This window comes from Nostoc sp. KVJ20, assembly GCF_001712795.1.
Lineage (GTDB): Bacteria > Cyanobacteriota > Cyanobacteriia > Cyanobacteriales > Nostocaceae > Nostoc.
Genome location: NZ_KV757542.1, coordinates 34,307 through 59,090, shown reverse-complemented (window position 1 = coordinate 59,090; position 24,784 = coordinate 34,307). Strand labels below are relative to the sequence as shown.

Below are 24,784 nucleotides of genomic sequence, written 5' to 3'. Positions count from 1 at the left end.
CTGTTTCCTGTATGCTACTAACTAGCAAATAGCCATACAAAAATTTTGATGCTTACTTTAAACAATTCGACAAGTGCAATAGCCAAAAAAATATTCACAGTTCAAATTGTAGCACTCGCATCAATATCAACATTAGTTGTCTCAAGTTCTAGTAGTGTATGGGGGCAATCTCAACTAATAGCCTTGCGTCAGTGCAAGAATGTTGATGGAAAGGTGATGAGTCCAGGCGATCGCTACTTAAAAGCAGGTAGTCCGCTGTGCCCAGGAGATCAGATTCACCCAAAGAATGGAGCCACAGTTACAGTCGTTTGCTATTTAAATCGAAAAATTTTATACATTAATCAAAACAATATTTCTGACGCTGCCAACAAATGTGCGCCATTACAAGTCACTGAGGCAGATAAGTATCGATGTACGAATCTTAAACCGCAGAACTGTCCCACTACACTTAAAGGGCCAGATGATGATAATTCTGTACCAAGACCAAGATTAATTAGTCCTTACATTAGTGGCGGTAGAATCTTGACTACCCGACCATCAATTTCTTGGCGTGCAGTTCCAGGAGCTACTAGTTATACAGTAGAGATGGAGGGTAATAATGTTAATTGGCAAATACAAGTAAATAATACTAAATTGCCGTATCCAGAAGGGCAACCTCAATTGAGATTTGGACGTGTGTATAGAATTATTGTGTTTGCGTATCAAGGGAACTCAATCATAAGTCATGCTCCTTTAGTATTTGGTCTTTTATCAGAAAAAGAGCAACAGGAGATCGCATTACTGGTAAAACAAGTTAACGAAGTAAAAGTACCTCCTGATGAAGCTGCTGTTGGGGTTTTAGATACTATATACATGTCAAAAAATCTGGTAAATGAATCGATAGAAACATTAAAGGCAAGAGTGGCAGCAGGAAGTAAAAACCCTGAAATTTATCGAGTACTGGCAGATCGCTACTTAGAAGCAGGACTGCCTAATGAGGCTCTTAGTGAATACACAACAGCAAAGAAGTTAGCTAAAAGTAATAAGAACTTAAAGGAATTATCAAAGGTGCAAGAAGGTTTAAAACTGTGGGAATTTATAACCAACTACCAACGAGCAAGAACGGGGCCCAGTAGTAATGATGAGCGTATTTAGGATTTTTCATTAATGCTAGTTGTGCGATCCGCAGTGCCTCTGCTTTAGGAATAGCATTTTTCAATCCCTTGTAGAATTCTTCCATTAATAAAGCAGTAGAATCCGCATCTACTAGCCACAAAGTAGCTATCGTAGTTCTCGCACCGGCTTGTGCGGCTACTCCAGCCATTCCTAATGCTGACTTTTTATTACCCTTTGCAGTTTGACAGGCGCTTAAAACTAATAACTCAATTGCATCTGTATCGGTTTTAATTTTACCTTTTAGTAATTTGTCAAATTCTCTAATATTGATGACCTTATCATAGGCTAGAAGTACTGTCTTCAAAGGGTCTGAACTAAACTGTCCATGAGTGCTAATATGAACGATTGGGAAATTATTTTTACTTATTTCTTGCTCTAGACGGGGAGTAGTAAACTTTTCGTCTAGTAGTGTAAGGGAAGATTGTGTTTGACTTTGGACATCTTTTACTTCTTCTTTGGCTTTGGGTAGTGATCTAACGCCTTTAGGAGCGTTGCGATCTAACAAGCTGGGGCTGGGCTTAGACAAAGCAGCAATGAGAGCTGTAAACCGCTTTTTTGATAAGGGTTTGGGATATCTAATTCTAGAACCGAGAGTGGCTGCAATACTGTACTGCTCGAGTAGATAATTTTTCCCATTATATAATATGCCCATTGGTATACTTTGAAAAGATTTATCTAAGATAAATATCAATGTTCCTGATGCAGGTAAATATGATGCTATTGGCGCAATTAATTTTTCATAAAGTGCTTGAGAAGGCGAAATAATTTGTTGTACATCAATACTAGGGAGTTTTTGATCCTGTAAACTCCATAAAAGATCACTAAGATTATCTTTAACTATATTTGCTTCAACAGAGTAATGATGAAGAGAGCGGTTTGAAGACTGGAAAATAACTTCTATAGTGTCATCTAAATCAATGATATGAATGATCCCATAAGCACTATTTAAGTCTGTAATATCATTCAGAGCAATTAGGTCAAGCTTGCCACATTTTAAAAAATTTTCTAACTGTGCTGTTTGTAAACGTTCGTTTATTTGAATGACTTCTTTTAGATTAGGATTAGAATCTTTCAAAAGTAACTTCATATAATCACGGTACACAGGTTCAACTTCTTGTTGAAAGAAGAACTGTATATCTATATTGCTTGACAATATGCTGTCACGAATATGTGCCAGATTGTCAATAGCAGATTTGTACATTGTGAGGGCTTCTTTAGCCCTTCCTTGCTTGTTGTACAAGTTTCCTAGCTGTTGTTGCCATTGGTAAGCAATATCTTCTGCTTGAATTGATTGAGCCAAACTTAAAGCTTTTAAAAAATATGCTTCTGATTTTTCTGGTTGTAATTTACCCAGAGTGCCAAAACTGTAAGACTTGATTCGCTGATTACTTGTACTTTTAGCTGTTTGCAAAGCGGACTGACCATATTCAATAGCTAATGAACGTAATTTCTGATCTGGAATTTGACTTAAACTATTAGCAAAATTGAGTTTAGTATAAACAAGTTGGGTAGCTGATAATTGAGAGAATGTAGAAGAATTTTTTAAAATTATGTTAACAGCTGGTTGAATTTGTTGTTGAATTTGATTGCGAATCTCAACTAATTTTGAATTACCTAAATTTAACTCTGTTGTTAAGAAGTTATCAAAATCTATTAGCAGGCTAAAATGATGCAGTTGAGATTTTAATTGTGTTACCGGATAATTTGCTGACACCAGATTCACTTGATGATAAATTTCAAGTGAATTGAGTGCTTGTTGCTGAATCATCTCCACAATTTCATTTTTAAAATCTGGTTCTTCTACTTCATAATATTTATTTCGTGCTTGCTTATAAATAGCTTCATGAGTATTAGCTAATGACAGCAAAATCTCATGATTATCAACAGTGGACGTTTTTTGAGCAATTGATAGTGTTTTTGCTAGAACAACCTTTGATTCATCTAATTTACCAATTAAGCGCAAGACATCTCCTAAGTTGTGCCATGCAAATAGATTTACTGGCAAATGTTTTTGACTATCAATCGCTGCTATCAATAGTTTTGTTGTAAATTCAGTAGACTGTTGTGGCAAGATGGCACAAATCTTAGTATCTGTATTTAGCTTTAGAGCTTGTAATAGTGTATTACAAGCAAAACGATTTAAACCCAAAGCTTGTAGAGCAAGATTTTGGTTAATTAAGCTGCCAGTAATACCCTCTTCGTAGCCAAGTTGACGATAAATTTTTGTGGCTGTTTTCCAAGACTCAAGAGCCTCCGATGCTCGTCCTTCATTTAAATACTTTTCTCCTATTTGGGTTAGTAGTCGCGCTTGATTACGTTTTTGTGCTTCTTTATTTACAGCTTGAGCAGCGATAATGGATGGCTTGCCTACAACTGTTAATAACCCTAGAATGCTTGAAAATACATACTTAAACCAATCTCGGCGTTTAATCATTGCTGGGCATGGGTTGTTATAGTACTTTTTGACACATTTTCTTCAGAACATAAGCTAGCGAACGACGCAGCATAAGGTGTTGCTGAATTTGCTTCTGCCGTTAAGATCACATTCCCGTAAGAGTCTTGCACCCAACCTTGAGCTTCTACAATTTGTGTTGCTTGTTTTTGCAATTTTGGCTCCTCTGAATTATTGTTGACCTGACTAGAAACAAAATTATCTTGCCAAGTTGGTTTAATAGGTGGTACATCGTTAGGACTCAGAGGTAATCTGTCCACGCCACTCATAACAAATTCACTTTCTGCCACGTCTGACTGTCCCTGGCAAGCTGATGCAACTTTTGGACTTTGTGCAAGTCCTTCTGGTACGGACTCAATACCATTAGGGTCAACGTAAAAGCCGTTGATCTGAACGTCACCATTCAATCCGAATTGTGAACTAGCTGTAATTTTACTGTTGGGAGAGAAAAATAATCCACGAGCATTTATCAGGATATTTCCGCCTCGTCCTTTAAAAGCGTTAGCTGTGATGCTACTGTTTTCCGCAAGAACTAGGATATTTGTGTTGATATTGATGTTGCCACCATCACCATTTGTGTCTTGCTGACCAGCAGTTGTAGAGATAATTCCAATGCGTATAAAAATATTATTTGAGGTAATATTAATATCACCACCCTGTCCGGCAGTAGTGGTTGCGGTAACGCCTCCGTTGTTTGTAATGTTAATCGTATTGGACTTAATTTCAAGTCTTCCTGCATCACCCAAACCTCCATTTGCTACGCTAATTAAACCTCCTTGGTTGACATTTAAAAGAGGAGTGTCAATGGTTATATTTCCAGCAGAACCAGTTGGTATCAAAGGTAGTCCAAATATTTTTCTGACAGTTTCATTTGCAACATTGGCAGATGAGCTTATAAAACTAGGTTGAGAGTTAGAAGCTTTTCCACTTACTTCTATAAAGTTTTCAGCATTAATATTTATACTGCCAGCATTTCCAGTAGCAAAAGCAACAGAATTAACTATTCCTCCATTTTTCAATCGCAATTGTGATGTATTTATGTTTATACTTCCAGCATTTCCAGCATTAAAGGCTGCTGCTGCTATGGTGCTTGGAGCAGAACGCTCTGGTTTTATCCCTGTAATTTCGATAGAATCTGCATTGACAATAACGTTGTTTCCATCTCCAGTTCCAAAGCTTGATGATGCCACTGTTCCTCCATCAGTAATTCGTAGCTGATCTGTTGACATTTGAACAGAACCTGCTTGCCCAGAAGCGAAAGTAGCAGCACTGATTAAGCTAATAGTATCTCCACGACGAAAAGGATTAGCAAGCCTGTTTTCTAACAATTGCACAGAATCAGAGGCATTAATAGTTACGTTACCTCCAGAAGCGTTACTGTATGTACCTGCTCCTACTCTTGCTCCATCCTGAAGCGTTAATCGTTGGGTAAAAACTTTTAGATCGCCACCTTTTCCAGTATTTACTGTTTCCGTGAGTATACTACTAGAAATATTGCCATTTGGAGAAGTTCCTTCCAAAACCAAAGACCTAGAAGCATTAATATTGATATTTCCAGATGAAGTCTCGCCTAAATTCTGAATCAACATTGTTGAACCGTCTGTCAGATGGACATTATTTCCATGTACCTGAATTGTTCCAGCGCCTATACCACTAGCATTGATTAAAGCTTGTTTCGATAACTGAATATCTTCAAACTTGCGAACTCCTTCGTAATCAAAAGTCCATCCTTGGTTATTGGATTTGAGGTCAACAAAACCAGATCCTACACTACCCAATTCAGATTGTCCCCCTGGAGTGGTTATAATGCCACCTTCCAGATTTACGTTACTCCCGATTAAAGCTAAAGTCTTTCCTGGTTGTACTAAAAGCCCTGTTGAATTGTTGTTTACTATGGTAGGGAATAAACCTGCATTTGGTGTAATTTGATGTCCGCCACCTAAAACTTGAATAGTTCCAGTTGAATTATCTCTAAATGCTAGCCCTGTAGGGGCGCTAATTGTTAGCAATGGTTCTTTCTGGTTGGGTTGAGCAAAAAACTGTTTACCATCAGCAAATTTAATACTGTTGGCTGTGGTTGCGACAAGTGACCCACCAATATTTAGTTGAGCATTAGAACCAAAAATAATTCCATTGGGGTTGATCAGAAATAGGTTAGCTATTCCATTAGCACGAATTAAACCATTAATGTTAGAAACAGATTTGCCTGTGACACGGCTAATAATGTTTGTAATATCAGCAGCATTATTAAAGAAAGCAGTATTCCCAGTAGAAACAGAAAAGTCTTGAAAGCTGTGGAACAAATTAGTTCCTGCTCTAGTTCCTTCATTGATAATATCAATACTGCCTTGATTAGTGACGCGAGAATTGTTAGTAAGACTAGTATCTGGAACGATTTGTGCCGCAGTTGGATTTGAAAATGATATGTAATATAATATACTAGCTTTAAATAAAAAAATACTAGCTTTTCCCCATTCTATTTTAATTTTTGTCTTATGCACCTGTAGCTAAATCCTTTTTTTTTACACGAAAATATTATAAAGTTTAAAAAGAACTAGCTACAAATGATTTAAATGATTTTGACCATGAAGTTAATATATGCGATTAATCAGTTATCTCTCTATCTATTGCAATCATTGAACTTCCCCTCTATGCAAGCAACACCCCACTGACAAAACTTGGTAATCAACTTTTGGATAAGAATCTATAAGCACTGAGTTATTATCCCAACACTCCTGAAAAAACTCAAATCTGGAATTAGTGTTCAAAATTCTTGCCATCTTGAGCTTTTTCACTCTGGTCAATCATTTGACCAAGCGATATTGCCTCACTTGACGATTTATTTATCTGTTATCACTCACGGTTCATTGGCTGCTTACCATTAATATCTCATTATGGCGGTTGCATATACTAAACGTATAATTACTTTTTGTTTACTCAAATGAATACAAAAATACAATCTGATTTTGATTTTTTTCGACAATGGTATCCACTTTCTCCTATCGAAGATATCAATCCAAAGTGCCCCACCACAGTTGTTATTCTGGGATTACGCTTAGTCATTTGGAAGCCTAAATCATCTAAAGCTTACCAAGTATTTCTAGATCAATGCCCCCATCGCCTTGCTCCCTTAAGTGAAGGACGTATTGATGAAAAGACGGGTAATTTGATGTGTAGTTATCACGGCTGGCAGTTTGATTCTCAAGGAGTTTGTACATATATTCCCCAAGCAGAAGATCCAGAAATTATTACTAGGAATCAAAAAAACTTCTGTGCAGTTACATTCCCTGTTCGTCAGCAAAATGATTTACTTTGGGTTTGGCCAGATGCTAGATCAGCAGAACAGGCTGCAACTACGCCATTACCTCTTTCACCTCAAGTAGATGCTAGCAAAGGTTTTGTTTGGGATTCTTTTGTACGCGACTTGGAATATGATTGGCAAACTCTTGTTGAAAATGTGGCAGATCCAAGTCATGTTCCTTTTGCACATCATAAAGTACAAGGCATTCGAGAGCAAGGAGTACCTATACCTATTAATATTGAGAAATCAACAGTAAATTTGATTGAAGCAGTTATTGAAAGAAGCTCAGGACGAACAACAATCATTTTTGAACCACCTTGCCGCTTAGAATATGCAATTAGTGTTGGTTCTGGAAAGCAGTTAGGAATTGTCACTTACTGTATTCCAGTGTCTCCAGGCAGATCAAGAATTGTGGCTCAATTTCCTATTAATTTTGCTAAAACAATCTATAGTTTATTACCACGTTGGTTAGAACACATCATAATTCGGAATCCACTTCTTGATGGAGATATGATTCTTCTACATCAGCAAGAACGTTTTTTTCAACAAAAAAAGTTAGTTGAAAGCTGGAAAACTGCCTACAAGCTACCTACAAGTGCAGATCGTTTAGTGATTGAGTTCAGAAATTGGTTTGAAAAGTATTGTAATGGGGATTTACCGTGGAATGAAGTTGGAATTAATTTCTTACAAAACTCAAATATTAATGACAGTCGTACTGTACTGCTTGATCGCTACAAACAACATACTCAGCACTGTAGTAGCTGCCGAGGAGCGCTAAGGCTGATCCAGCGTTTGCAAGTGGTATTGTTGGCATACTCTGCTATTACTATTTCAGGAGTTGCTATCCTCCCAGATCCGCTTCGAGTTAAGCTTGGTTTAACGCTAATTATTACAGCACTATTAAGTTTAGCAGCTTACACTTGGCTCAAATTTTGGCTTGTTCCTAAATTTTACTTTGTAGACTATGTTCATGCTCAAAAATAACAGAAATAGGCAACAATTACAAAATTAATAATTTTGTAAGTAGCTCAACATATAGCGCCAATTCCGCAGTACTTATCTTCACCAAATGCTGTGCCAGGGGTATCTCTGCCTTGCTGGAAGGAGTACGCTAGCACTAATGGCAAGAAACCAGTAGCGACCGAGATAACCCAGGCGAAATTCTAACAACGACTCTTGTACTCCAAATAAAGTCATCCAAAATGCAATACTCGTGGTCAAATAATCAAGCATTAGCCGTTGTTTTACCCGTGTGTTGAAGAGGGTATTTCTAGAAGAAGCTGAAATTGAATTCAGTTGTCAGAAGTCAGAATTGAATTCAGGCTTTTGACAACTGAAGTTTTTCTTGTTGACTGTGGTATTCGGCTGATTTTCGTTAAAGTATTCTTTCATCGGTGCAAAATATAGAAAGCAATGAAAAACCCCAACCTGTTTAAAGGATGGGGGCATAAATAAAAACTCTATATTTCTATGATGACACAACTCAATATTTGTTCGGCTGCTGTCAGCCTAGAGGTGGGGCAATGAACAAACCACCATCCAGACGCAAGAAAGTTATCCCTGGGGCATCTGGGGAACCAAAGCCAGCAACCGATTCTGCTCCCGAAAATACTTCTGGCCAAGACAACCCAGCCTCAGCAACGATTACGGTGACTGCTGTTGAAATAAGAGAGTTGACCGAAGAAGAACAAAGCTTACGCTTGCAATTGGAACGTCAGGTAGAAAGGGCATTTTTGTCAGCAGGTCAGGCGTTGATGGAGTTGCGGGACAGACGGCTGTACCGTTCCACGCACCAGACATTTGAGGAGTATTGCCGCGAACGCTTCAATTATAGTCGTGATGCAGCGTACTTAAAGATTTCGGCTACTGTGGTTTATGAGAATCTTCAAAAGTTTTTGCCGACCATTGGTCGGCAAATTCCAATGCCGACCAACGAACGACAATTGCGCTTTTTGGCGAAAGCCGAGTTGGAACCGGCTGTGCAAGCGGATGTTTGGCAGCAGGCAGTAGAGCAAGCTGGCAATAAGATTCCATCTGGTCGCATAGTGAAAGACGTAGTGGATAGGATACGCGAAAGTCCGAAAGTACCCAATCCTTACCATATTGGTGAAATATGCATTCTTTTGCCAAAGGATAACCCAGACTTGAGAGGTAAAGCGGGTTATTGGGGCGTAGTCAGCCATGTTGGAGAATACAGTTGTACAGTCCAGACATGGGACGGTGACTACACGGTAAAAATCGAACACCTGAAATCACTGGAATTGCTTGACGAAGATTGCCAATTCATGCAGCAGCTATGTGTGAGGTTACAGCAGTTGCATCAAGTGGCCAGGCGTGACGAGGCTGTGGATTGGCTGTTGCAGGGGTTGGGGAAACAAGCTAAACCTTATTTATCTTCGTTGCAGGCAAAGCTGCTGGCGGCTATGGAACGGGAGTACAAAATCGAGTGGAGGCAACAGAAATGATTGTGTAGCGAGGAAACAATAATTTAATGCAACAAAGTTTACTTAACGAGTTCACTTTCAAATATTTCTCGCCACAATTCAAATTCTGGACAATTACACCAAAGGGTAACGAACCCATCAAAAAGTTTAGTTCCTGAATTTTGAACTCCCCTTGGGAGAACTTGGATCAAGATAGGAATATCCAAATCACATGTCCAATTTTCTATTTCTTTTTGAATTTGGGCAATAGTGTCTTGATGGAATCCTCGGTCGTTGTTAGAACACTGAACAAGTAAACATCCACTATCAGAATCTTTGACTCGCTTGAGCGAGAAATTAATCTGCGTCCACATTGATTGGACTTCATTCAAAATATTAGGCAAACCATAGTGATTGCCTAATATCGCCTTTCGGCGTTTCGATTCACCCATAAGTCCCCCTCAGCAATACAAATTTTGACAAGGATGACGAAGAAGATAAGAAATCTCCTGACGACGAGTAAGCTCAATAGCGCTCAGACTAACCCTCTGGGGGTTATTAACTACTAATACTATTGTAACGATAAATCAATGTTTCAAGCATTTTGCAGTTGCAAGAATTGGGGATTTTGCCAAATTTACCAAAAGCTGAAAACTATTGGCTGGCGGCTGTTAGTCCGAGTGTCTTGGGACTGATCACGCACTGCGTAAAAAAGCAATCGCACTCATACGTTCCAAAATGAGTAGCTACCAACTAGCAAAGGAGCGAGGCGATCTCTTCATCTTCATGCAAGTCATTTCCCCGATTTAGGTGGTAAAAATACACCTTTAAAAGAAAAACCTAAATATAGACGAAATAAATAAACTAAAAATGACTTTATAGTTAATAAATGATATGTCAGGTCAAAAACATACTCTAAAATTTGTAGTATATAAATATTACAAATAGAGACTTTGGTTAAAGAAAACGGGTAAAGGTGCTTATTTCAAAGGACTTGTACAAAATTTTCCCGTGCTTGTCTTGCTTTCACGCCAAATGATGTCTTATCGGAATAATCCGCTTTTTAATCGCTATCCTGCCATGAAACTATAGAGTCATTTTTAGTTTATTTTTTGAGAGTGGTGGTAGTGTCTTTTCGATAACTTTATTTAGAAAACTAGCGTGACGGGCTTCATCACGAGACATCAGGGAGAATCCACTCGAAAGGACGCTGTTTGTTTCCTTAAGTTTATATGATAATTCTTTGTATAGGATAAACCCTGAGTACTCAGCAGCACAGTACATTTCCAGAAGTTTAATTATGAGTTCTCGCGCCTCACCTTGAATGTGATCCCAAGACTGCTCAAATTTCTCGTCACGTATATACTTGTCTTTAGTGTAGTCGTTCTTTAGATTGGCGATAGCAGTACTAAAAGCTCCTTGAAAACTTGAGGTATCAGTACTAGAAAATTTTTTGATGTTAGTTGTATAAAATCCTGGGAAAATGAGAGTTTCTTTCGCTAAAATCTCAGTGTTTGACTGTGTGTTTTCAACATATCCCATATTCTAAATCCTCTATTAAATGTCAGTCTTGATACTATTCCAATAGAATAACCTAAGCTTTATTTATCGCCTTTTTCTGCACCCTCACAGACATTAGTGCAATTACCTTAACCTGATTTTATGCGCTTTTTTGGACTTTTTGACCGTCATCCCTCAAGGATGTTGCTGCTCATAATTGGAGAACTTTTCACCCAGACATTATGGTTGTGATAAAAATCTCCACGTTGCTCCAAGGTAAACCCACCCAGCAATAATCCCAACCATACTTCTACCATCGGCATTTGCAACACACGTTGCAGTTTAACTAAAGAAATCTCATCTTTGACATTTATCAGATGGTTAGCGATCGCGCTCTGCCATTTTTCCACATTCTCATCTGATGCCAAATTGCGGACATCTTCTAAAGTTGTCACCTCATCAAGCATTGCCAAAACATTTGCTTTTTCAACAGGTGCTGCTACAGAATCACCCAACTCAGTAGGAGATGAAAATTGGTGTGGGCCGTGTGGTTTAAAGGTTTGTGGTATTTGCGGTTCAATCAAATCATCTAAATCTAGGTGCATTGTTGTCCGCACTAAACCAGCAAAGAGATCGGTGCTAACAATTGGCCCCTTTGGGTTATTGCGATCGCGCGTATCTTGCAACAGCATTTCTGCACGAGACTTAAGAATATCCGCAATTTGGCTGAAGGCAAGCGCTGCGGTTAATAACTGTGCCTCTAAGGGTAAACTTTCTAGCTCGGCATCCAAATAATCCCACATAGCATCAAGAGAAGAAGTTGGTGGAGATTCGGACAACTCATCTAATACATCCCAGATTGTTAATTGGTGGTATGTGGCCATCTCTAGGATTCTGGATGTAACGGGCAAGGACGAACTGGGCAGTAACTTGAGGTAATTTCAAACATATCTTTATATTGATAGAGCGAAACACCATATTGTTTCGCAAACGCCTGCAACACCTGATCTGTATAGGTGCGGATCTTGCCAGCCGTTAGCCCAAAGCAGTGAATTGGTTCTAAGCGACAAACAGGTTTTTGCCCCAGCCAGAGTTCTGCCGACATAGCGTGCAATGGCTTATCCCCCGGTTCTTTATACAAATACAGCACTGCAAAATATGTTGCTGGTGGTTCGACTGCGATTGCATCAATTTCTGCTGAATTATTCTTGTCGCGGTGGCGGTAAAACGAACGGCGATTGTGGCAGACTTTTGGATTCCAACACCCGTCCCCTTGTGGCCCATGCAGTAGTTTTGCTTGAGTTGTTGGTAATTTGGCGCATAGCTGACACTTGGGGTCTAACGGTTTCGGCATACCTTACTCCGCTTCTTCACCGATTGCACGATAGTAAGCAGCGATCGCCGCTTCTTGTTCACTGCGAAGGGTATAGCGCCGAAACGCTTTCTCGCTTTGATGTCCTGTTAATTTTCGTGCATGGCTGGGGTCAACTCCCAATAGCAATAAGTCAGTAGCGTAAGTATGTCGAAAGGAGTGAGGGTGCAAATCCTCAATGTGAGCTATTTCACCAATTTTTTCCACCGCGAAGTAAATGCCGTGATAACTTAAGCGTTCACCTTTGTATGAAGCATGGTGTGAAATCATCAATGGACTGAGGCTGGTCAAAACCTCTCCTTGCTGTTCGCGCGTAAGCAAATATTCTGCTAAAACTTCCCGGCTCTCTTTTCGCAGTGGAACCAAGCGTGGTTCATTGGTTTTGGTGTCTGGTAAGAATAGCAGCTTGCCATCAAATGAGCCAACATTTAGCTGTACAACTTCCCCTGCCCGGAGTCCATGACTGAGAATGTGAACGAGTGCTGTATCCCGTTGCCTTGTTTCTCCGAGCAATTCCAACGCTGACCAAACCCGTTCCATCTCTTCTGGGGTTAAACTCTGGGCTGGTGGTAGTGGCACTTTTTCCAGTTTAATCCCCAGTGTAGGATTAGTAGCAATAATTTCAGGATACGTGTAACACATCCATTTGAAAAAGCTTTTGAGTGCCGCAATTCCCGCATTGATGCTGCTTTTTGAAAGCGGTTTACCTGCATCAGTCCGTATTTCATCACGGAGATATTCTTTATATAGCGCAAGGTGACGTGGACGCAGTTCATGATAGTGCAGCTCACTCCATGCCAAAAACCGCTTCAGTTCGCGCTCATAAAGCTTACGGCTGTTGGGTGCAAGGTTATTGCTGCGTAAAAATTCCAGCACCTTTACCCACCGAATATCGGTTGGTGGTCTTGTAACTCTAGTACGCCCAGAGAGCGATGCAGTTTCAGCGTCCAGAGGAATAAGTTTAATCGGAGGTAAGTTATTTAGTTCAGGGTTATTCACAGTAATCTTGCGCGATCGCACTCGGTAGTTCTGAATTTGATGGTTCAGTATACACCACGTACAACACAAAATAAGTAACCCTTATCTTTTATCCGCCAAAAACTACGATTAAAACCACTTTCCTTGATATACAACACTTCCACCAACATGCGATCGCGGAGGGTGCATGTTGGCAACGGAATACAAACTATTACGCCGCCGATAAATTTTGCTTGTCTTGGTATCGCCTTTGATGCGTAATCCAAGCGATAACCATTTACAGGGTGCTAACTTCCAGTTATAGTTAGCCGTAACTTATTATAGGCACAATGCAACTATAACTTTGACTTGGTGCAAAGATAGTTTACAAAAGTTGCTCAGGCGGTTGCCATAATATTGGTTCAGCGAAGAGACAGAGGTATTGCTGCACAAGAATGCATTCGGGAAAACTTTTCTCCCTTGCTTGATGCCTGTCCCTCAATCTCTAAGATTCGGATCATGGATAATTGCAACCGCCTTGATGCAGAACCGTCTGGGAATACAAATTGTCTGCTTTAACTACAGAAATCATCTACCCGAATATCCCGCCAGACATCAGAAACCTGCCAGCCGGAATTGCCCACCGATTGTACAGGAGGATTGTCAAGAAATGGAACATAGTCAGGAACTCTAGGCTCTGAAATTGCTACTGGTTTCTCCTCAACCACAGAGGCTGGAGAATTGTCAGTATTAGCTTGAAGAAGTTGGTCTTCTGCGTCTTGGATTTCCCTCATTTCCTTCAAAGTCAGCTTAGACGGTTTTTTGATGATCTTCTTCGTCTCTATATCATTAGAAGTTTTCATTGGCTGTTCCCTCGAAGGCATTGGTTCAAAATTTGGATGGGTAAAGTTAGGAGAAGTTAGGTGTTAATGATTGCACGGAATTAACAAGGTACACCAAATAAGATTGAAAATACGAGTACCTTGCTGAAGAATTTATCTTTTTCGATACAATTTTCTTTTTCGTGCAGATGCTTTTATAAGCAAGCGATCGCTTTTTAATCGTGAGTGTACGTCAATATTTTTTCCCGCTTAGAAATATTACAGCAATTGTGGGGTTTTGTACCAGAACTTCATGCAGACACCCGTGTGGTAGATGTGCATATCTCTAGAAAAGCGGACAAAGGTAGAATCCAACCCCAACGACCCAGAAGTTGCGCGCGGATTTTCTCCTGATTTAGCTGCTGGAATCAGGGGAGCTAGGATTTCCCACTCCATATCAGTTAAGTCTGTGGGGTAAGAGTTTCGCACCATAAGCAACTATGTAAATATACTGTTTGTAGTGTATTTACCTTTGCTTGAACTCCTTTCTCCTCGCTTCTAGATTTACTTATAAATAGCCTATAATTTACACCACACAGCAAAAAATGACTACGCTCTAGGGGTAGTAACAAAAGATAGAAAACATATAGGTTAAATACGAAATCTTTCATTTAGACTGGCGTAAGCGGCGAAACAGCCATTTAAATGGCGAAAAAGAGCGATCGCTATTTAGGTGGATAACATTAAACGGTAGTTCGATGGTAAAAGTACTACCTTTACCTAATTCGCTTTGCACATTCAAACTACCGTGGTGTACCTGAACAATTGCAGAAGCGATCGCCAATCCTAATCCAGAACCACCAGTGGTACGAGAGCGATCGCTATTCACGCGATAAAAGCGATCGTAAATTCGAGTCAGTTCCTTCTCTGGGATACCGATACCCGTATCATGAACCCGAATCACAGCATGATGGTCACTACAACCCAGGCAAACAGTAACCTCCCCTCCTTTGGGTGTATACTGAATTGCATTGACAATTAAATTAGAAACTAAACGATAAAGCTGGTCACTATCACCGACAATATCTACTGGCTTATTTACCTTGATGCTAGATTGCAGCATTACACCTGCCGCGATTGCCATCGCTTCAAATTCCTCGACTAAATCGCTAACAATATCATTTAGACAACATTGTTCTAGTTGTACTGGCAACTGTTGCCTATCTAAACGAGCCAATAATAATAAATCTACAACCAAAGTAATAAGTCGCTGATTCTGACGGTGGATAGTTCGCAGAATGTCCCGTGTTTCTTCTTCATCCAGTTCCGACATTAAAAGCGCTGATTCCACCGTTGCGCCTGTTGCAGCTAAAGGCGTTCGCAATTCGTGTGCAGCATCTGCTGTAAACTGTTGAATTTGTCGATAAGATTGATAAATTGGCTGCATAGCTAATCCTGATAGCCACCAACTAGCAACTGCAACCATACCCATTGCGATCGGCAATCCCAAACCTAAACTTAATTTCACACTATCCAGATAACGATTAAATTCTTCAAGACTTCGCCCCACTTGCATATAGCCCCAATCCCGATGATCTTGGGTGTGTAGCATTAAAGAATTTTGGTGATAATCATTGCCTTTGCTGTCTTTGAGAAATAACCATTTTTCATTACTGAAGACAGTAGACAATCCTTCTGGATAATTGCCTGTAGTAGCAATCAAGCGTCCTGAAATATCAAAAAAACGCACATAGTAGTGATCTTTGTTAACTACACCAAGAAAATGGCGTTTAGTATCTGACTGCTGTTGAGTACAGCCGGCTTCAACTCTACATAGATTTATATTTGGGAATAGCTGCTGTATAACAGGTTCCAAACTCCCAGGTTGCCTGAGCTTAAATTCAATAGTGTCATGGAGTGTTCCGGCTACAGACTCAATTTCACTGTCCAAGGCTACCACATGGGCACGGAAAACAGCTCTGTAGACACCGAAAGCACAAACGCTTAAAATTGAACCCATGACGAGGGCATACCACAGAGCTAAACGAACACGAGTTCCTCGAAACAGTTTATTTTGATTCATTAGTCACATTAAGACGATATCCCATACCGTGCAAAGTTTCAATCGGGTTGGCGCAGTCGAAGCAGGCTAGTTTGCGACGCAACAAACGTACTTGCGCTGCTACCACATTGCTAGCAGGTTCTGCACTCACTTCCCAAAGCTGATTGCGAATCTGTTCGGTGGTAACAATTTGATTGGAGTGCTTCATAAAATATTCCACCAGTTGGAATTCTTTATTAGTTAAAGAAATTTCCTGTTTTTCCCCTGTCGTATTTTGACCGACAACTGTACTATTGCTGTAATCTAAAGTAAAGTTACCAACGGTTAGTTGTTGAGGTTGTAAGTGGGGATGACGCCGCTGCAATGCCCGCAACCTTGCCAGTAATTCTGCCATTCCAAAAGGCTTCACCAAGTAATCATCAGCACCCGCATCTAAGCCAGCAACTTTATCTTCCATGCTATCTCTAGCTGTGAGCATCAAGACAGGCAAAGATTTTCCTTTTAAACGCAGCTTTTTACACAATTCCAAACCAGTAAATCCTGGGAGCATCCAATCTAAAATCGCCACTGTATATTGTGCCGAACTATTTTCTAAATATGCCCATGCTTCATTACCATCCATCACCCAGTCAACTAAATATTTTTGTTGCTTCAGCGTTCGCTTAATAGCAGCGCCCAAATCTGACTCATCTTCGACTAGCAGTATCCGCATATCAAATTGAAAAGTTAGAGGCTCTTGGCAATTTTGTGAAATCAGCATAGTTAATAACAGGGTTATCCCTTAGAAACAGATTGACAGAAGTTTATGAAATTAGGATGAAATTTTGGGTTATTAAATCATGTATACGAGTAAGCTATCTAAGATCATAAACAGATGCTACGCCTTGGCAGTAGATAATCTATAAGAAAAACTCAGTACATTCCATTGCTCAATTGGTGTGAGTGATACTCAGTTAGAGAAGTTAACAAGTCTAACTAATTGCAATAGGTCTACTGAGTTATTTTTTATTCTGACAGGTAATGATGAAATCAAGATGAAATCTTAAGTCATCTCAGAAAATCTCTAATTGCACTTAACCCAAACCACAATACACAAATCAAAAGCTAGGGTTTTGACTTCGTTTATGTACTAACAAATAAGTATTAGTTTTGATATACCACCCTAGACAAAATAGCCCTTATTTATATCAATTATAAATTTCAATAAATTGCTCATTTTCCCATATAAAAGCCCGCCCGCAGGCGAGCTAAAAATTTTCCAAATGAGAATAGCTAATAGCTAATAAATATTAACTATTATCTGTTAGCCTAGCCGTTTTAGAAAGCAAAAGTGTTACGCAGTTTACTAACGTAGATGGTGTCGTTCTAGCCACCGTAAGTCTGAATCCGGGCTAAACCAAGTGGAATTTCTTCTTTCATATCAACCTTTTTGACAGATACTGGATAATGCCAATTTTCCTCATAACCTGGAGTATTAACTCCTTTCATACGAATTGATATGCTTGTACCAGGGGCTACTGGTTCCGAAAAAGCTACTGTAGCTTTTCTGTTGTTAATGGAAACCGTTGTCGGAATTTTTTGACCTAATTTATTTTGGACTTCAATTCCTTTATCAATACTTACCCCCTCTGGTAAATCAATCGCTAATTCTGAAAGAGCTTTACCTTGGACATGAACATCAAACTTATGAGTAGCATCTAGGGTACGGGCATTATTAGGAACAGCAGCACTATTTCCGAGATGGGAAAATTTAGCATCATTTGGATTTTTCGCCCAAGCAGTAGGAACTGAAGATGCGAGAACTAAGGTAAAAGCAAATGTGTAAATCAGCTTTTTCATCAATATTCTCCTTGTTTTGTTAATCGGTTAATTACCTCTATATCTATAATTGTGAAAGGTCTTGATGAAATAGAAATGAAATATTCTTATCTTACGTAAGATTTAAACTATAGTTATTAATTATCAATAATTTAAAATTATTAATAATTAATAATATTTGGAAAATTGTGTTAAAAAATCAAAAAAGCTCCTGACATTTAACTTANNTATAAGTTAAATGTCAGGAGCTTTATTTATTGAAGAGCGCTAAGTTTAAGGATTTATACGAAATCTAGCTACACCTATAGGTATTTCTGCATTAGTGCCAACAAGATTAGCAGATAAATGGTAGACAGGGCCATTACCGAGAAATGGTTGTTTGACATTCTTGATGTCAATCTCTAGCTTAGTATTAGGAACAATTGGTTCAGCAAAAGCTAGTAGTATAGTTTTGCCATTTACAGAAACATTAGTGTTAATTTTTCGACCATTCTTTTCGTTTATAACGACATCATTAGTATTATCACTCCACCTGACAGTATTTGGAACTTGAATTTTTAACTGCGAAACACTCTTGCTATTTTTGGGAACGTGTACTCGCAAAGTATGTCTAACAGCCGACCAGCGAGTCTGAGGAAATTGAGAGTTACCATCAACATGAGGAATATTACCATCTTCTTCATTGGCACTTGCATCATTGGCAGGAATTAAAAGTGCAGCAGCTAGAGTAGATATAGCAACGTAAATTAGCACTTTATTCATGTTTACTCCTCACTTAATTATTAATGTCAGCAAATCAAAATGAACCTGTGATAAATCAATACGTAACAATCTGGTAAAACTAAATTTAACTACCTTCTACATTTCTTACTTTTCACAATGTGAAAAAAAGATTAGGTGTAAAGGTTTTAAGTTTTTACACTTTTACACCTCGTAATACCAACAAGTTCAAAAATTTCCATGAAAAGTCAGTCTACGCTTACACGTTAATTAAAGGAAGTTAGAAATATTACCGTTGACTTGTTTACCGTTTGAAGTTCAAAAGGTATACTACCTTTATTGATCAGTTTGACAGGTCGGAATGAAATCAAGATGAAATTTTTGATTAATGTCAAAATTTAAGGATTAAAATGTAGGGAATTGAGCTACACCAATGGGAATCTCTATCTCACTACCAACAACCTTCGCTGAAAAGTGGTATACAGAAGCTGGGCCTGTCACTGGTTGTTGAACTTGATTAAAATTAACTAAGAGTTTAGTGTTAGCAATAACCTTTTCAGGGAAATCTATAATAATCTGTTTGTCATTGACGGAAATATTAGTATTAATTTTCTGACCATTCGCATCGAAGACATCAATGTTATTACTCACTGCTACAGTAGATGGAGTTTCAATAATAAGTTGGGAAAGAGGGTTGTTATTTTGAGGGATGTTTAACCGAAAAGTATGTTTTACAAGCCGCCAACTATTAGCAGGATATTGCAAATTATTATCAATATTAGTTTCCTTAGCACTTGCATGACTAAGGGAAATGAAAGCTGTAGTGGCAAGAGCAAACACTGTACTTGTGTAAATCAATCTTTTCTTCATCGGGAATTTATAAGTAATAATTATGTAAAATAAGCTACATATTTTTGCTTATTGAATGAACCTTTACATTATGAGTTTGACAGGTCACGATGAAATCAAGATGAAATTTCGGCTGGTTTGGGAAAATTATTCATTCATGCTATGGTAGGTAGCCACGGCTGAAGGAAAACTGCGGTTGACGTAGCGAAAAATCCAATATTTGAAAATTGTATCCATGACAACTGGGACAATAGCAATGAATAGTGAAATCAGACTTTTGTTTTCTGGAAGACCAAAATGCTTTGAGGTGTTTTCTAAAATTATTTCCCAACCATAGGTAGAGTGATAGCCGACAAAGATATCAGTAGCGAGAATAATGAAAAAAGCTTTCGCAGAGTCGCTTAAGCCATAAATTAAGTCGGCACTAAAAAATTGAATAGTGGTAAGCTGCTGCTTACCAAAGACACATAATATAATAAATGACAATAATGAAAGTATATCTGCAAATACGTTAGCAACTGCATCAATACTTTCAGTTTTGTATTTTCGGGATAACGCAATAGCCTCATCTTTGACCTTCTGTTCTACAATATTTGAAGAAAGTTCTGGAGCTTTTCCCAGCAGTACTTCAAATTTAATTTTTCGCTCAAATCTTTTCAATTCAGTTAAGGCTCTTTCTTCCTGAGAAGAATTTAAGAAAATTTCTGATGCTTCTTGGCTCCAGTATTTATAAATCAAAGGTTTGATTACAAATGTTTTAAACAGATTATTCACTAATAATGGAACAATAAATAGAATTAACAAATAACGGAGAGAACTAATTGTTCTCTGACGAGAAGCGCGAAACTCTTCAACAACCTTATGCTCCGCATTTGGCTCTAGTGATTGTTTTAGCTTGTTTAGGGTTTGTAGTATCGACCGAGGAACAAAGCTAGGTTTTTGAGATTTTGGATTAGGTTTCATTCTCATTTGCTCGATAAAGTCAGGCTAGTAGTATTACCGTTATGGCTGAACTAAAAAGCCTGAGAATAGTGTGGAGCAAAGCCAAGGAATAAGCTCCTAAAAGTTACTATATATAATCAGGATGAAATTAGGATGAAATAAATCATCGAATACTAAATATTCAATAATAAAAAATCAAACTTTTGTTCATACAGTAACTAGTTATGACCAAAAGTCTGATTAAGCTTTAAAAATAAGGAGCATGAAACTAAAATCTAGTATAGACACTTTAATTACATTGATATGCAATAGATTTAAATTTTATTCTAATAAGTAGATTGCTTGGCTTAAGTCTTACTACACAATTATGAAATTGAGATGAAATTTCTAGGAAATTTTAAATAAAAAACTTACTCCTGTAGACAGAAGTTAATGCTGGGATAAATTCATAAATTTAAATCTTATAACGAGAAAGCAAGTCAGATTCAAGTCAGATTAAGGTATATAGTTGAATTTTCAATACAAAGCTGGGCACAGTCAAAAATATTTGGGAGTTTTAATAATTAATCAAGCTTTTTAATTGATAAATATACATTATTCTTCTTTTTAAATTCAGCAATAATTATCATTTTTGTTAGGAAATATAACTAATAGTTTTGCTTGACTTAAAGTTAAAAACTTGATATAAACTAAAGGTTAAAATCCTGATAATAGGGTACTTTATCTGCTTTCAACCACCCCGATATACTTAGAGGTTTGGGGTCTGTTATGGCGAGGAGCAGGACTCTATGCTGAATTTGAGAAATGTATTACCAAGTTTGCCAAATAAGTAGATTCTTCGGAAAAAACAGTCAATTTTAATAATTTATCTGTGTGCCGCAAAGATTATCAAAACGTAAACGTTTAAAAAAATTGCTAGCTTTGGTATTCAACTCTTCAGGTTGGATTCCTACCCACGCCTAAATGATGGAGTTAGACAAACATCAAAAAATGCTGGCAATTTTCCAAACGATTGTAACTAGTCTGTGTGGGCGGCATAGCCTTTTAAAGGCACCTCAGTTGGTTGGCTGTTTTTTTATGTCCACGTACCTACAACTAAAAAAATGGCAATCAGAGACATCTTTGACAAACGATTCATCACCGATGACCTATTAGCATCCATAGTTGTATTTCTTGTCGCACTGCCGCTGTGCATGGGGATTGCGATCGCTTCGGGAGTGCCTCCAGCTCGTGGCTTAGTGACAGGAATGGTAGGCGGAATTATTGTTGGCGCGATCGCAGGTTCCCCACTACAAGTCAGCGGCCCAGCTGCTGGACTTGCTGTCATTGTCGCAGAACTGATCCGCGATTACGGCATTGAAATGCTCGGGCCTATTCTTCTGCTGGCAGGATTAATCCAATTGCTGGCGGGAGTATTCAAGCTGGGTCAGGTGTTCCGCGCCATATCTCCGGCAGTGATCTATGCAATGCTTGCAGGTATAGGCGTACTGATCTTCGCTTCCCAATTCCACGTAATGGTCGATGACTTGCCACGCGCGAGCGGAATTGAGAACCTAATTTCTATTCCCAACGCCATCTACAAGGGTATCTTTTTCAGCGACGCCAACAATCATCAAACTGCTGCGCTTATAGGTCTGGTTAGCATCTTCACCCTCGTAGTTTGGGATAAGTTTAAGCCTCGAAGATTGAACTTGCTACCTGGTGTTCTGATTGCTGTGGTGGTAGCAACTGCGATCACCGCCATCATGAAGCTGCCAATTAAATACATCGATGTGCCTGCTAATCTTGCTTCTGCAATTCAATTGCCAACGCCTGGTTCCTTAACGCGCCTGCTTCAAGCACCACTGCTTATGGAAGCAATAGCGATCGCCTTAATCGCCAGTGCAGAAAGCCTACTCTCAGCCGCCGCAGTAGACCGACTGCACCAGGGACAAAAAACGGATTTTGATCGCGAACTAGCCGCGCAAGGTTTTGGCAACATAATTTGTGGAGTGCTGGGGGCGCTACCAATGACAGGGGTGATTGTCCGCAGTTCCGTTAACGTGGAAGCAGGGGGTAAAACGAGACTTGCCACGATGTTTCACGGCGTGTGGCTGCTGGCTCTGGTGATTGCTGCACCAGATGTTCTAAAGCTAATTCCTACTTCCAGTCTGGCAGCGATTCTAGTTTACACGGGCTACAAGCTGGTGGAAGTAGAGAAAATCCGCAAGCTAAAGCAGTACGGGCGCTTTCCTCTGGCGATTTACTTTGCCACCTTAATCGGTATTGTCGTTACCGATTTACTTACTGGCGTGCTAATCGGCATTGTACTGTCAGCGGTCAAGCTGATCTACAAAGTATCTCATCTGAAAATTCACTTTGAAAAAGATGAAAAAAATCAACGGATTGATATGTACTTAGAAGGAGCGGCAACATTTATTCGGTTGCCAATGCTTGCAAAAGCCCTAGAACAGGTTCCACCAAGAACTGCACTGCATTTGCACCTAGAAAAATTAGCTTACATTGACCACTCTTGCCTCGACTTATTCTCAGTGTGGGAGAAGCAACAGAAGCAGACGGGAAGCACCCTCGTCGTGCAGTGGGATGGTTTGGTGGAGCGCTACCGCCAACCGTTTGTCATTGGGCGATCGCAAAGAGCGACGTAGAAATCTTCGCTGTCTGCTTGTTCTGGAGAGGAGTATGCAGATTCCCTGCTACTTCCACCAACTTCTCATTGGAAAGGGATTGAAAGTAGTCCTGGTGAGGCGATCGCTGTCATTGACCGTTCGACTCAGGGTAGCCAGTACTTTGGATTGGGAATCAATTCTCAGGGCGATCGCTTGTATGCCACAGGTCAATTAAACTACATAAAGCTATACTAGTATTAAATCAAACAATCACTTACACATAGCTCACTCCAAATCGTGGTTTAATTATCTGAAAATTGCTGTAATTCAAGCTATAAGCACTAGTATCCAAGTTATTAGTGTTTTTTCATTAAGTGTGAGGACGAACAATGTCAAAAATTTTCAAGAAGGCTTTACGGATCAGTCCAGTCTTCTTGGGTGCTATGTTGGTGCTTGCTAACAGTGCCATTGCAGCTGAGGCTCCTGCTGTTGAAACCGCTCAAAATCAGTTAATTACAGTCACAGACCTATCTACAAGTTTTCAGCAACCAACCAATCCATGTACCCAAGAGTCTAATACGTTGGCGCAAATAACTCCCGTCTTTGAGCAGTTGGATGTCAATTCTATGCGAGTTCCGACAAATAGTGTCCTTACTGCTGAAATGGCTCGAACTCAGTTAATTCCAGCTATCATTCAACCCATTAACATTAGTCTTCTTGCATCAATTTATCGACCGACTCAAGAGTCCAAGTCCAATACCTTAACTCAATTACCTAACCTTTCTCAGCAATCTGGGGATTGCCTCAGTCTCTCTCCACCTTCCTACAGCCTGAAAGCTAGCGACCTCCAGCTTAATACTCCATCTCCTGTGCCGGAAAAGAGCCAATATTACTTACCCACAGCCAAACAGGAGATATCAGAGGCAGTTACTCAACAGCCCAATCAACCTGAAAATACCCCACCTGACAAGAGCCAATACAACTTGTTCAATCCCACACCCAGGGAACTGATGCGAGATTTTAATTCAGGTCGTCCTAGCAAAACTGACAGTCCCTATACCGTTGATGCCGGACATTACCAAATTGAGGTGGATTTAGTAACTTATACCAGGGATACTAATAACCAAGACGACATAGATGTTAAAAGCTTCCAAACTTTCATTCCCAACATTCGAGTAGGTTTGCTAAATAACGTTGAGCTTCAGATTAGCCCGCAAACATACAACAACGTGCGTACCGAGTTTAGAGATGGTACTACAGAAAAGAATTCTGGCTTTGGTGATACTACAGTTGGTGTGAGAGTCAACTTTTGGGGCAATGATGGCGGCACAACTGCTTTTGGTATGGTATCTTTTATCAAATTGCCCACCAATCAAGATAATCTAGGAAATAATTCGATTGAGGGTGGCGTTACTTTTCCCTTGGCGATTGAGTTATCTGAAAAATGGAACGTAGGTTTGCAGACCCAGTTCAACTTCAATAAAAATGAGGCTGACCTCGGATATAATGTGGGATTTGTCAATAGCGTTGTCTTCGGCTACCAAGCTACAGATAGACTGGGTACCTATTTCGAGCTATTCACAGATATTACTACTGAGAGTGGCTCAGAATTAGTTGCCACCTTTGATACTGGTGTAACATACCTCCTGACAGAGAATTTGCAGCTAGATGCGGGTGTCAACATTGGGATAACGCAGGCAGCAGATGATTTTAATCCTTTTGTAGGCTTCGCTGTGCGCTTCTGATACCTACTGGAGCTTTTGGGCGATCGCGCACAATATTAACGGATGAAAATGGGCATGGGGT

Annotated in this window: 21 protein-coding genes and 2 pseudogenes; 7 read left to right on the top strand and 16 right to left on the bottom strand. The window is 39.4% G+C overall.

All coding sequences use genetic code 11. The features are described 5' to 3' along the window. Positions 1 to 48: 48 nt before the first annotated feature. Positions 49 to 1,134 (top strand): tetratricopeptide repeat protein, encoded by a 1,086-nt coding sequence (locus A4S05_RS01320; protein WP_084226934.1) that lies wholly within the window; start codon positions 49 to 51, stop codon positions 1,132 to 1,134. On the opposite strand, the gene A4S05_RS01315 is transcribed toward A4S05_RS01320, so the two are convergent. After that, positions 1,076 to 3,589 carry a CHAT domain-containing protein gene (locus tag A4S05_RS01315; RefSeq protein WP_069068032.1) on the bottom strand — a complete coding sequence of 838 codons (2,514 nt, stop codon included), beginning with the start codon at positions 3,587 to 3,589 and terminating at the stop codon, positions 1,076 to 1,078. The genes A4S05_RS01320 and A4S05_RS01315 overlap by 59 nt on opposite strands. After that, complete coding sequence (locus A4S05_RS01310; RefSeq protein WP_069068031.1) at positions 3,586 to 6,108, bottom strand: two-partner secretion domain-containing protein; 2,523 nt, start codon at positions 6,106 to 6,108, stop codon at positions 3,586 to 3,588. Before A4S05_RS01310 ends, A4S05_RS01315 begins: the two co-directional genes overlap by 4 nt. Positions 6,109 to 6,560: 452 nt before the next feature. Here A4S05_RS01310 and A4S05_RS01305 point away from each other — a divergent pair, with 452 nt between their 5' ends. Beyond that, positions 6,561 to 7,892 (top strand): aromatic ring-hydroxylating dioxygenase subunit alpha, encoded by a 1,332-nt coding sequence (locus A4S05_RS01305; protein WP_069068049.1) that lies wholly within the window; start codon positions 6,561 to 6,563, stop codon positions 7,890 to 7,892. 539 nt (positions 7,893 to 8,431) lie between these two features. Continuing rightward, positions 8,432 to 9,373, top strand: coding sequence for a hypothetical protein (locus A4S05_RS01300; protein ID WP_069068030.1), 942 nt, complete (start codon positions 8,432 to 8,434; stop codon positions 9,371 to 9,373). A 38-nt stretch (positions 9,374 to 9,411) separates the two neighbouring features. On the opposite strand, the gene A4S05_RS01295 is transcribed toward A4S05_RS01300, so the two are convergent. From A4S05_RS01295 to A4S05_RS01270, 7 genes are all read right to left on the bottom strand, one after another. After that, on the bottom strand, positions 9,412 to 9,783 hold the full coding sequence (locus tag A4S05_RS01295; RefSeq protein ID WP_069068029.1) for a hypothetical protein: 372 nt from the start codon (positions 9,781 to 9,783) through the stop codon (positions 9,412 to 9,414). Between the two features lie 634 nt (positions 9,784 to 10,417). Beyond that, positions 10,418 to 10,873 carry a ferritin family protein gene (locus A4S05_RS01290; RefSeq protein ID WP_069068028.1) on the bottom strand — a complete coding sequence of 152 codons (456 nt, stop codon included), beginning with the start codon at positions 10,871 to 10,873 and terminating at the stop codon, positions 10,418 to 10,420. 146 nt (positions 10,874 to 11,019) lie between these two features. Next, positions 11,020 to 11,715 carry a hypothetical protein gene (locus tag A4S05_RS01285; RefSeq protein ID WP_069068027.1) on the bottom strand — a complete coding sequence of 232 codons (696 nt, stop codon included), beginning with the start codon at positions 11,713 to 11,715 and terminating at the stop codon, positions 11,020 to 11,022. Between the two features lie 2 nt (positions 11,716 to 11,717). Then, a complete protein-coding gene (locus tag A4S05_RS01280; protein ID WP_069068026.1) occupies positions 11,718 to 12,185 on the bottom strand; it encodes a hypothetical protein in 468 nt (155 codons plus the stop codon). Between the two features lie 3 nt (positions 12,186 to 12,188). Then, a complete protein-coding gene (locus A4S05_RS01275) occupies positions 12,189 to 13,202 on the bottom strand; it encodes a tyrosine-type recombinase/integrase (RefSeq protein WP_069068048.1) in 1,014 nt (337 codons plus the stop codon). Between the two features lie 44 nt (positions 13,203 to 13,246). Beyond that, positions 13,247 to 13,447 (bottom strand): hypothetical protein, encoded by a 201-nt coding sequence (locus A4S05_RS39925; protein ID WP_141699620.1) that lies wholly within the window; start codon positions 13,445 to 13,447, stop codon positions 13,247 to 13,249. 288 nt (positions 13,448 to 13,735) lie between these two features. Then, positions 13,736 to 14,023 carry a hypothetical protein gene (locus A4S05_RS01270; protein ID WP_069068025.1) on the bottom strand — a complete coding sequence of 96 codons (288 nt, stop codon included), beginning with the start codon at positions 14,021 to 14,023 and terminating at the stop codon, positions 13,736 to 13,738. A gap of 219 nt (positions 14,024 to 14,242) precedes the next feature. On the opposite strand from A4S05_RS01270, the pseudogene A4S05_RS42895 reads away from it, so the two are divergent. Further along, positions 14,243 to 14,384: pseudogene (locus A4S05_RS42895) on the top strand (winged helix-turn-helix domain-containing protein); the annotation flags it as partial. Here A4S05_RS42895 and A4S05_RS41230 read toward each other — a convergent pair. From A4S05_RS41230 to A4S05_RS01235, 7 genes and pseudogenes are all read right to left on the bottom strand, one after another. Continuing rightward, positions 14,372 to 14,473 (bottom strand): annotated as a pseudogene (locus A4S05_RS41230) (transposase); the annotation flags it as partial. The pseudogenes A4S05_RS42895 and A4S05_RS41230 overlap by 13 nt on opposite strands. 175 nt (positions 14,474 to 14,648) lie before the next feature. Then, positions 14,649 to 16,064 carry a two-component system sensor histidine kinase RppB gene (rppB, locus tag A4S05_RS01260; RefSeq protein ID WP_069068024.1) on the bottom strand — a complete coding sequence of 472 codons (1,416 nt, stop codon included), beginning with the start codon at positions 16,062 to 16,064 and terminating at the stop codon, positions 14,649 to 14,651. Continuing rightward, positions 16,051 to 16,803: a two-component system response regulator RppA gene (rppA, locus tag A4S05_RS01255; protein ID WP_069068023.1), complete on the bottom strand. Its 753-nt coding sequence runs from the start codon at positions 16,801 to 16,803 to the stop codon at positions 16,051 to 16,053. The genes rppB and rppA overlap by 14 nt, the downstream gene beginning before the upstream one ends. A gap of 605 nt (positions 16,804 to 17,408) precedes the next feature. Further along, complete coding sequence (locus A4S05_RS01250; RefSeq protein WP_069068022.1) at positions 17,409 to 17,882, bottom strand: DUF2808 domain-containing protein; 474 nt, start codon at positions 17,880 to 17,882, stop codon at positions 17,409 to 17,411. 252 nt (positions 17,883 to 18,134) lie between these two features. After that, the gene (locus tag A4S05_RS01245; protein WP_069068021.1) at positions 18,135 to 18,623 is read right to left on the bottom strand and encodes a DUF2808 domain-containing protein; all 489 of its coding nucleotides are present in this window, start codon (positions 18,621 to 18,623) and stop codon (positions 18,135 to 18,137) included. A 363-nt stretch (positions 18,624 to 18,986) separates the two neighbouring features. Further along, on the bottom strand, positions 18,987 to 19,451 hold the full coding sequence (locus tag A4S05_RS01240) for a DUF2808 domain-containing protein (protein ID WP_069068020.1): 465 nt from the start codon (positions 19,449 to 19,451) through the stop codon (positions 18,987 to 18,989). A 126-nt stretch (positions 19,452 to 19,577) separates the two neighbouring features. Next, positions 19,578 to 20,393: a hypothetical protein gene (locus tag A4S05_RS01235; RefSeq protein WP_069068019.1), complete on the bottom strand. Its 816-nt coding sequence runs from the start codon at positions 20,391 to 20,393 to the stop codon at positions 19,578 to 19,580. A 1,082-nt stretch (positions 20,394 to 21,475) separates the two neighbouring features. On the opposite strand from A4S05_RS01235, the gene A4S05_RS01230 reads away from it, so the two are divergent. From A4S05_RS01230 to A4S05_RS01225, 3 genes are all read left to right on the top strand, one after another. After that, positions 21,476 to 23,017, top strand: a complete 1,542-nt coding sequence (locus A4S05_RS01230; protein WP_069068018.1) for a SulP family inorganic anion transporter — start codon at positions 21,476 to 21,478, stop codon at positions 23,015 to 23,017. Next, positions 22,956 to 23,213 (top strand): hypothetical protein, encoded by a 258-nt coding sequence (locus tag A4S05_RS39915; protein ID WP_141699619.1) that lies wholly within the window; start codon positions 22,956 to 22,958, stop codon positions 23,211 to 23,213. Before A4S05_RS01230 ends, A4S05_RS39915 begins: the two co-directional genes overlap by 62 nt. A 154-nt stretch (positions 23,214 to 23,367) precedes the next feature. Continuing rightward, complete coding sequence (locus A4S05_RS01225) at positions 23,368 to 24,723, top strand: transporter (RefSeq protein WP_256090773.1); 1,356 nt, start codon at positions 23,368 to 23,370, stop codon at positions 24,721 to 24,723. Positions 24,724 to 24,784: the final 61 nt, after the last annotated feature.

Excerpts from the sequence above, each read along its gene's own strand:
- A4S05_RS01235 (WP_069068019.1), bottom strand. The coding sequence starts at position 20,393 with ATGAAACCTAATCCAAAATCTCAAAAACCTAGCTTTGTTCCTCGGTCG.
- A4S05_RS01250 (WP_069068022.1), bottom strand. The coding sequence starts at position 17,882 with ATGAAAAAGCTGATTTACACATTTGCTTTTACCTTAGTTCTCGCATCT.
- A4S05_RS01270 (WP_069068025.1), bottom strand. The coding sequence starts at position 14,023 with ATGAAAACTTCTAATGATATAGAGACGAAGAAGATCATCAAAAAACCG.
- A4S05_RS01280 (WP_069068026.1), bottom strand. The coding sequence starts at position 12,185 with ATGCCGAAACCGTTAGACCCCAAGTGTCAGCTATGCGCCAAATTACCA.
- A4S05_RS01315 (WP_069068032.1), bottom strand. The coding sequence starts at position 3,589 with ATGATTAAACGCCGAGATTGGTTTAAGTATGTATTTTCAAGCATTCTA.
- rppA (WP_069068023.1), bottom strand. The coding sequence starts at position 16,803 with ATGCTGATTTCACAAAATTGCCAAGAGCCTCTAACTTTTCAATTTGAT.
- rppB (WP_069068024.1), bottom strand. The coding sequence starts at position 16,064 with ATGAATCAAAATAAACTGTTTCGAGGAACTCGTGTTCGTTTAGCTCTG.
- A4S05_RS01295 (WP_069068029.1), bottom strand. The coding sequence starts at position 9,783 with ATGGGTGAATCGAAACGCCGAAAGGCGATATTAGGCAATCACTATGGT.
- A4S05_RS01245 (WP_069068021.1), bottom strand. The coding sequence starts at position 18,623 with ATGAATAAAGTGCTAATTTACGTTGCTATATCTACTCTAGCTGCTGCA.
- A4S05_RS01300 (WP_069068030.1), top strand. The coding sequence starts at position 8,432 with ATGAACAAACCACCATCCAGACGCAAGAAAGTTATCCCTGGGGCATCT.
- A4S05_RS01225 (WP_256090773.1), top strand. The coding sequence starts at position 23,368 with ATGTCAAAAATTTTCAAGAAGGCTTTACGGATCAGTCCAGTCTTCTTG.
- A4S05_RS01320 (WP_084226934.1), top strand. The coding sequence starts at position 49 with ATGCTTACTTTAAACAATTCGACAAGTGCAATAGCCAAAAAAATATTC.
- A4S05_RS01290 (WP_069068028.1), bottom strand. The coding sequence starts at position 10,873 with ATGGGATATGTTGAAAACACACAGTCAAACACTGAGATTTTAGCGAAA.
- A4S05_RS39915 (WP_141699619.1), top strand. The coding sequence starts at position 22,956 with ATGGTTTGGTGGAGCGCTACCGCCAACCGTTTGTCATTGGGCGATCGC.
- A4S05_RS01285 (WP_069068027.1), bottom strand. The coding sequence starts at position 11,715 with ATGGCCACATACCACCAATTAACAATCTGGGATGTATTAGATGAGTTG.
- A4S05_RS01230 (WP_069068018.1), top strand. The coding sequence starts at position 21,476 with ATGGCAATCAGAGACATCTTTGACAAACGATTCATCACCGATGACCTA.
- A4S05_RS01240 (WP_069068020.1), bottom strand. The coding sequence starts at position 19,451 with ATGAAGAAAAGATTGATTTACACAAGTACAGTGTTTGCTCTTGCCACT.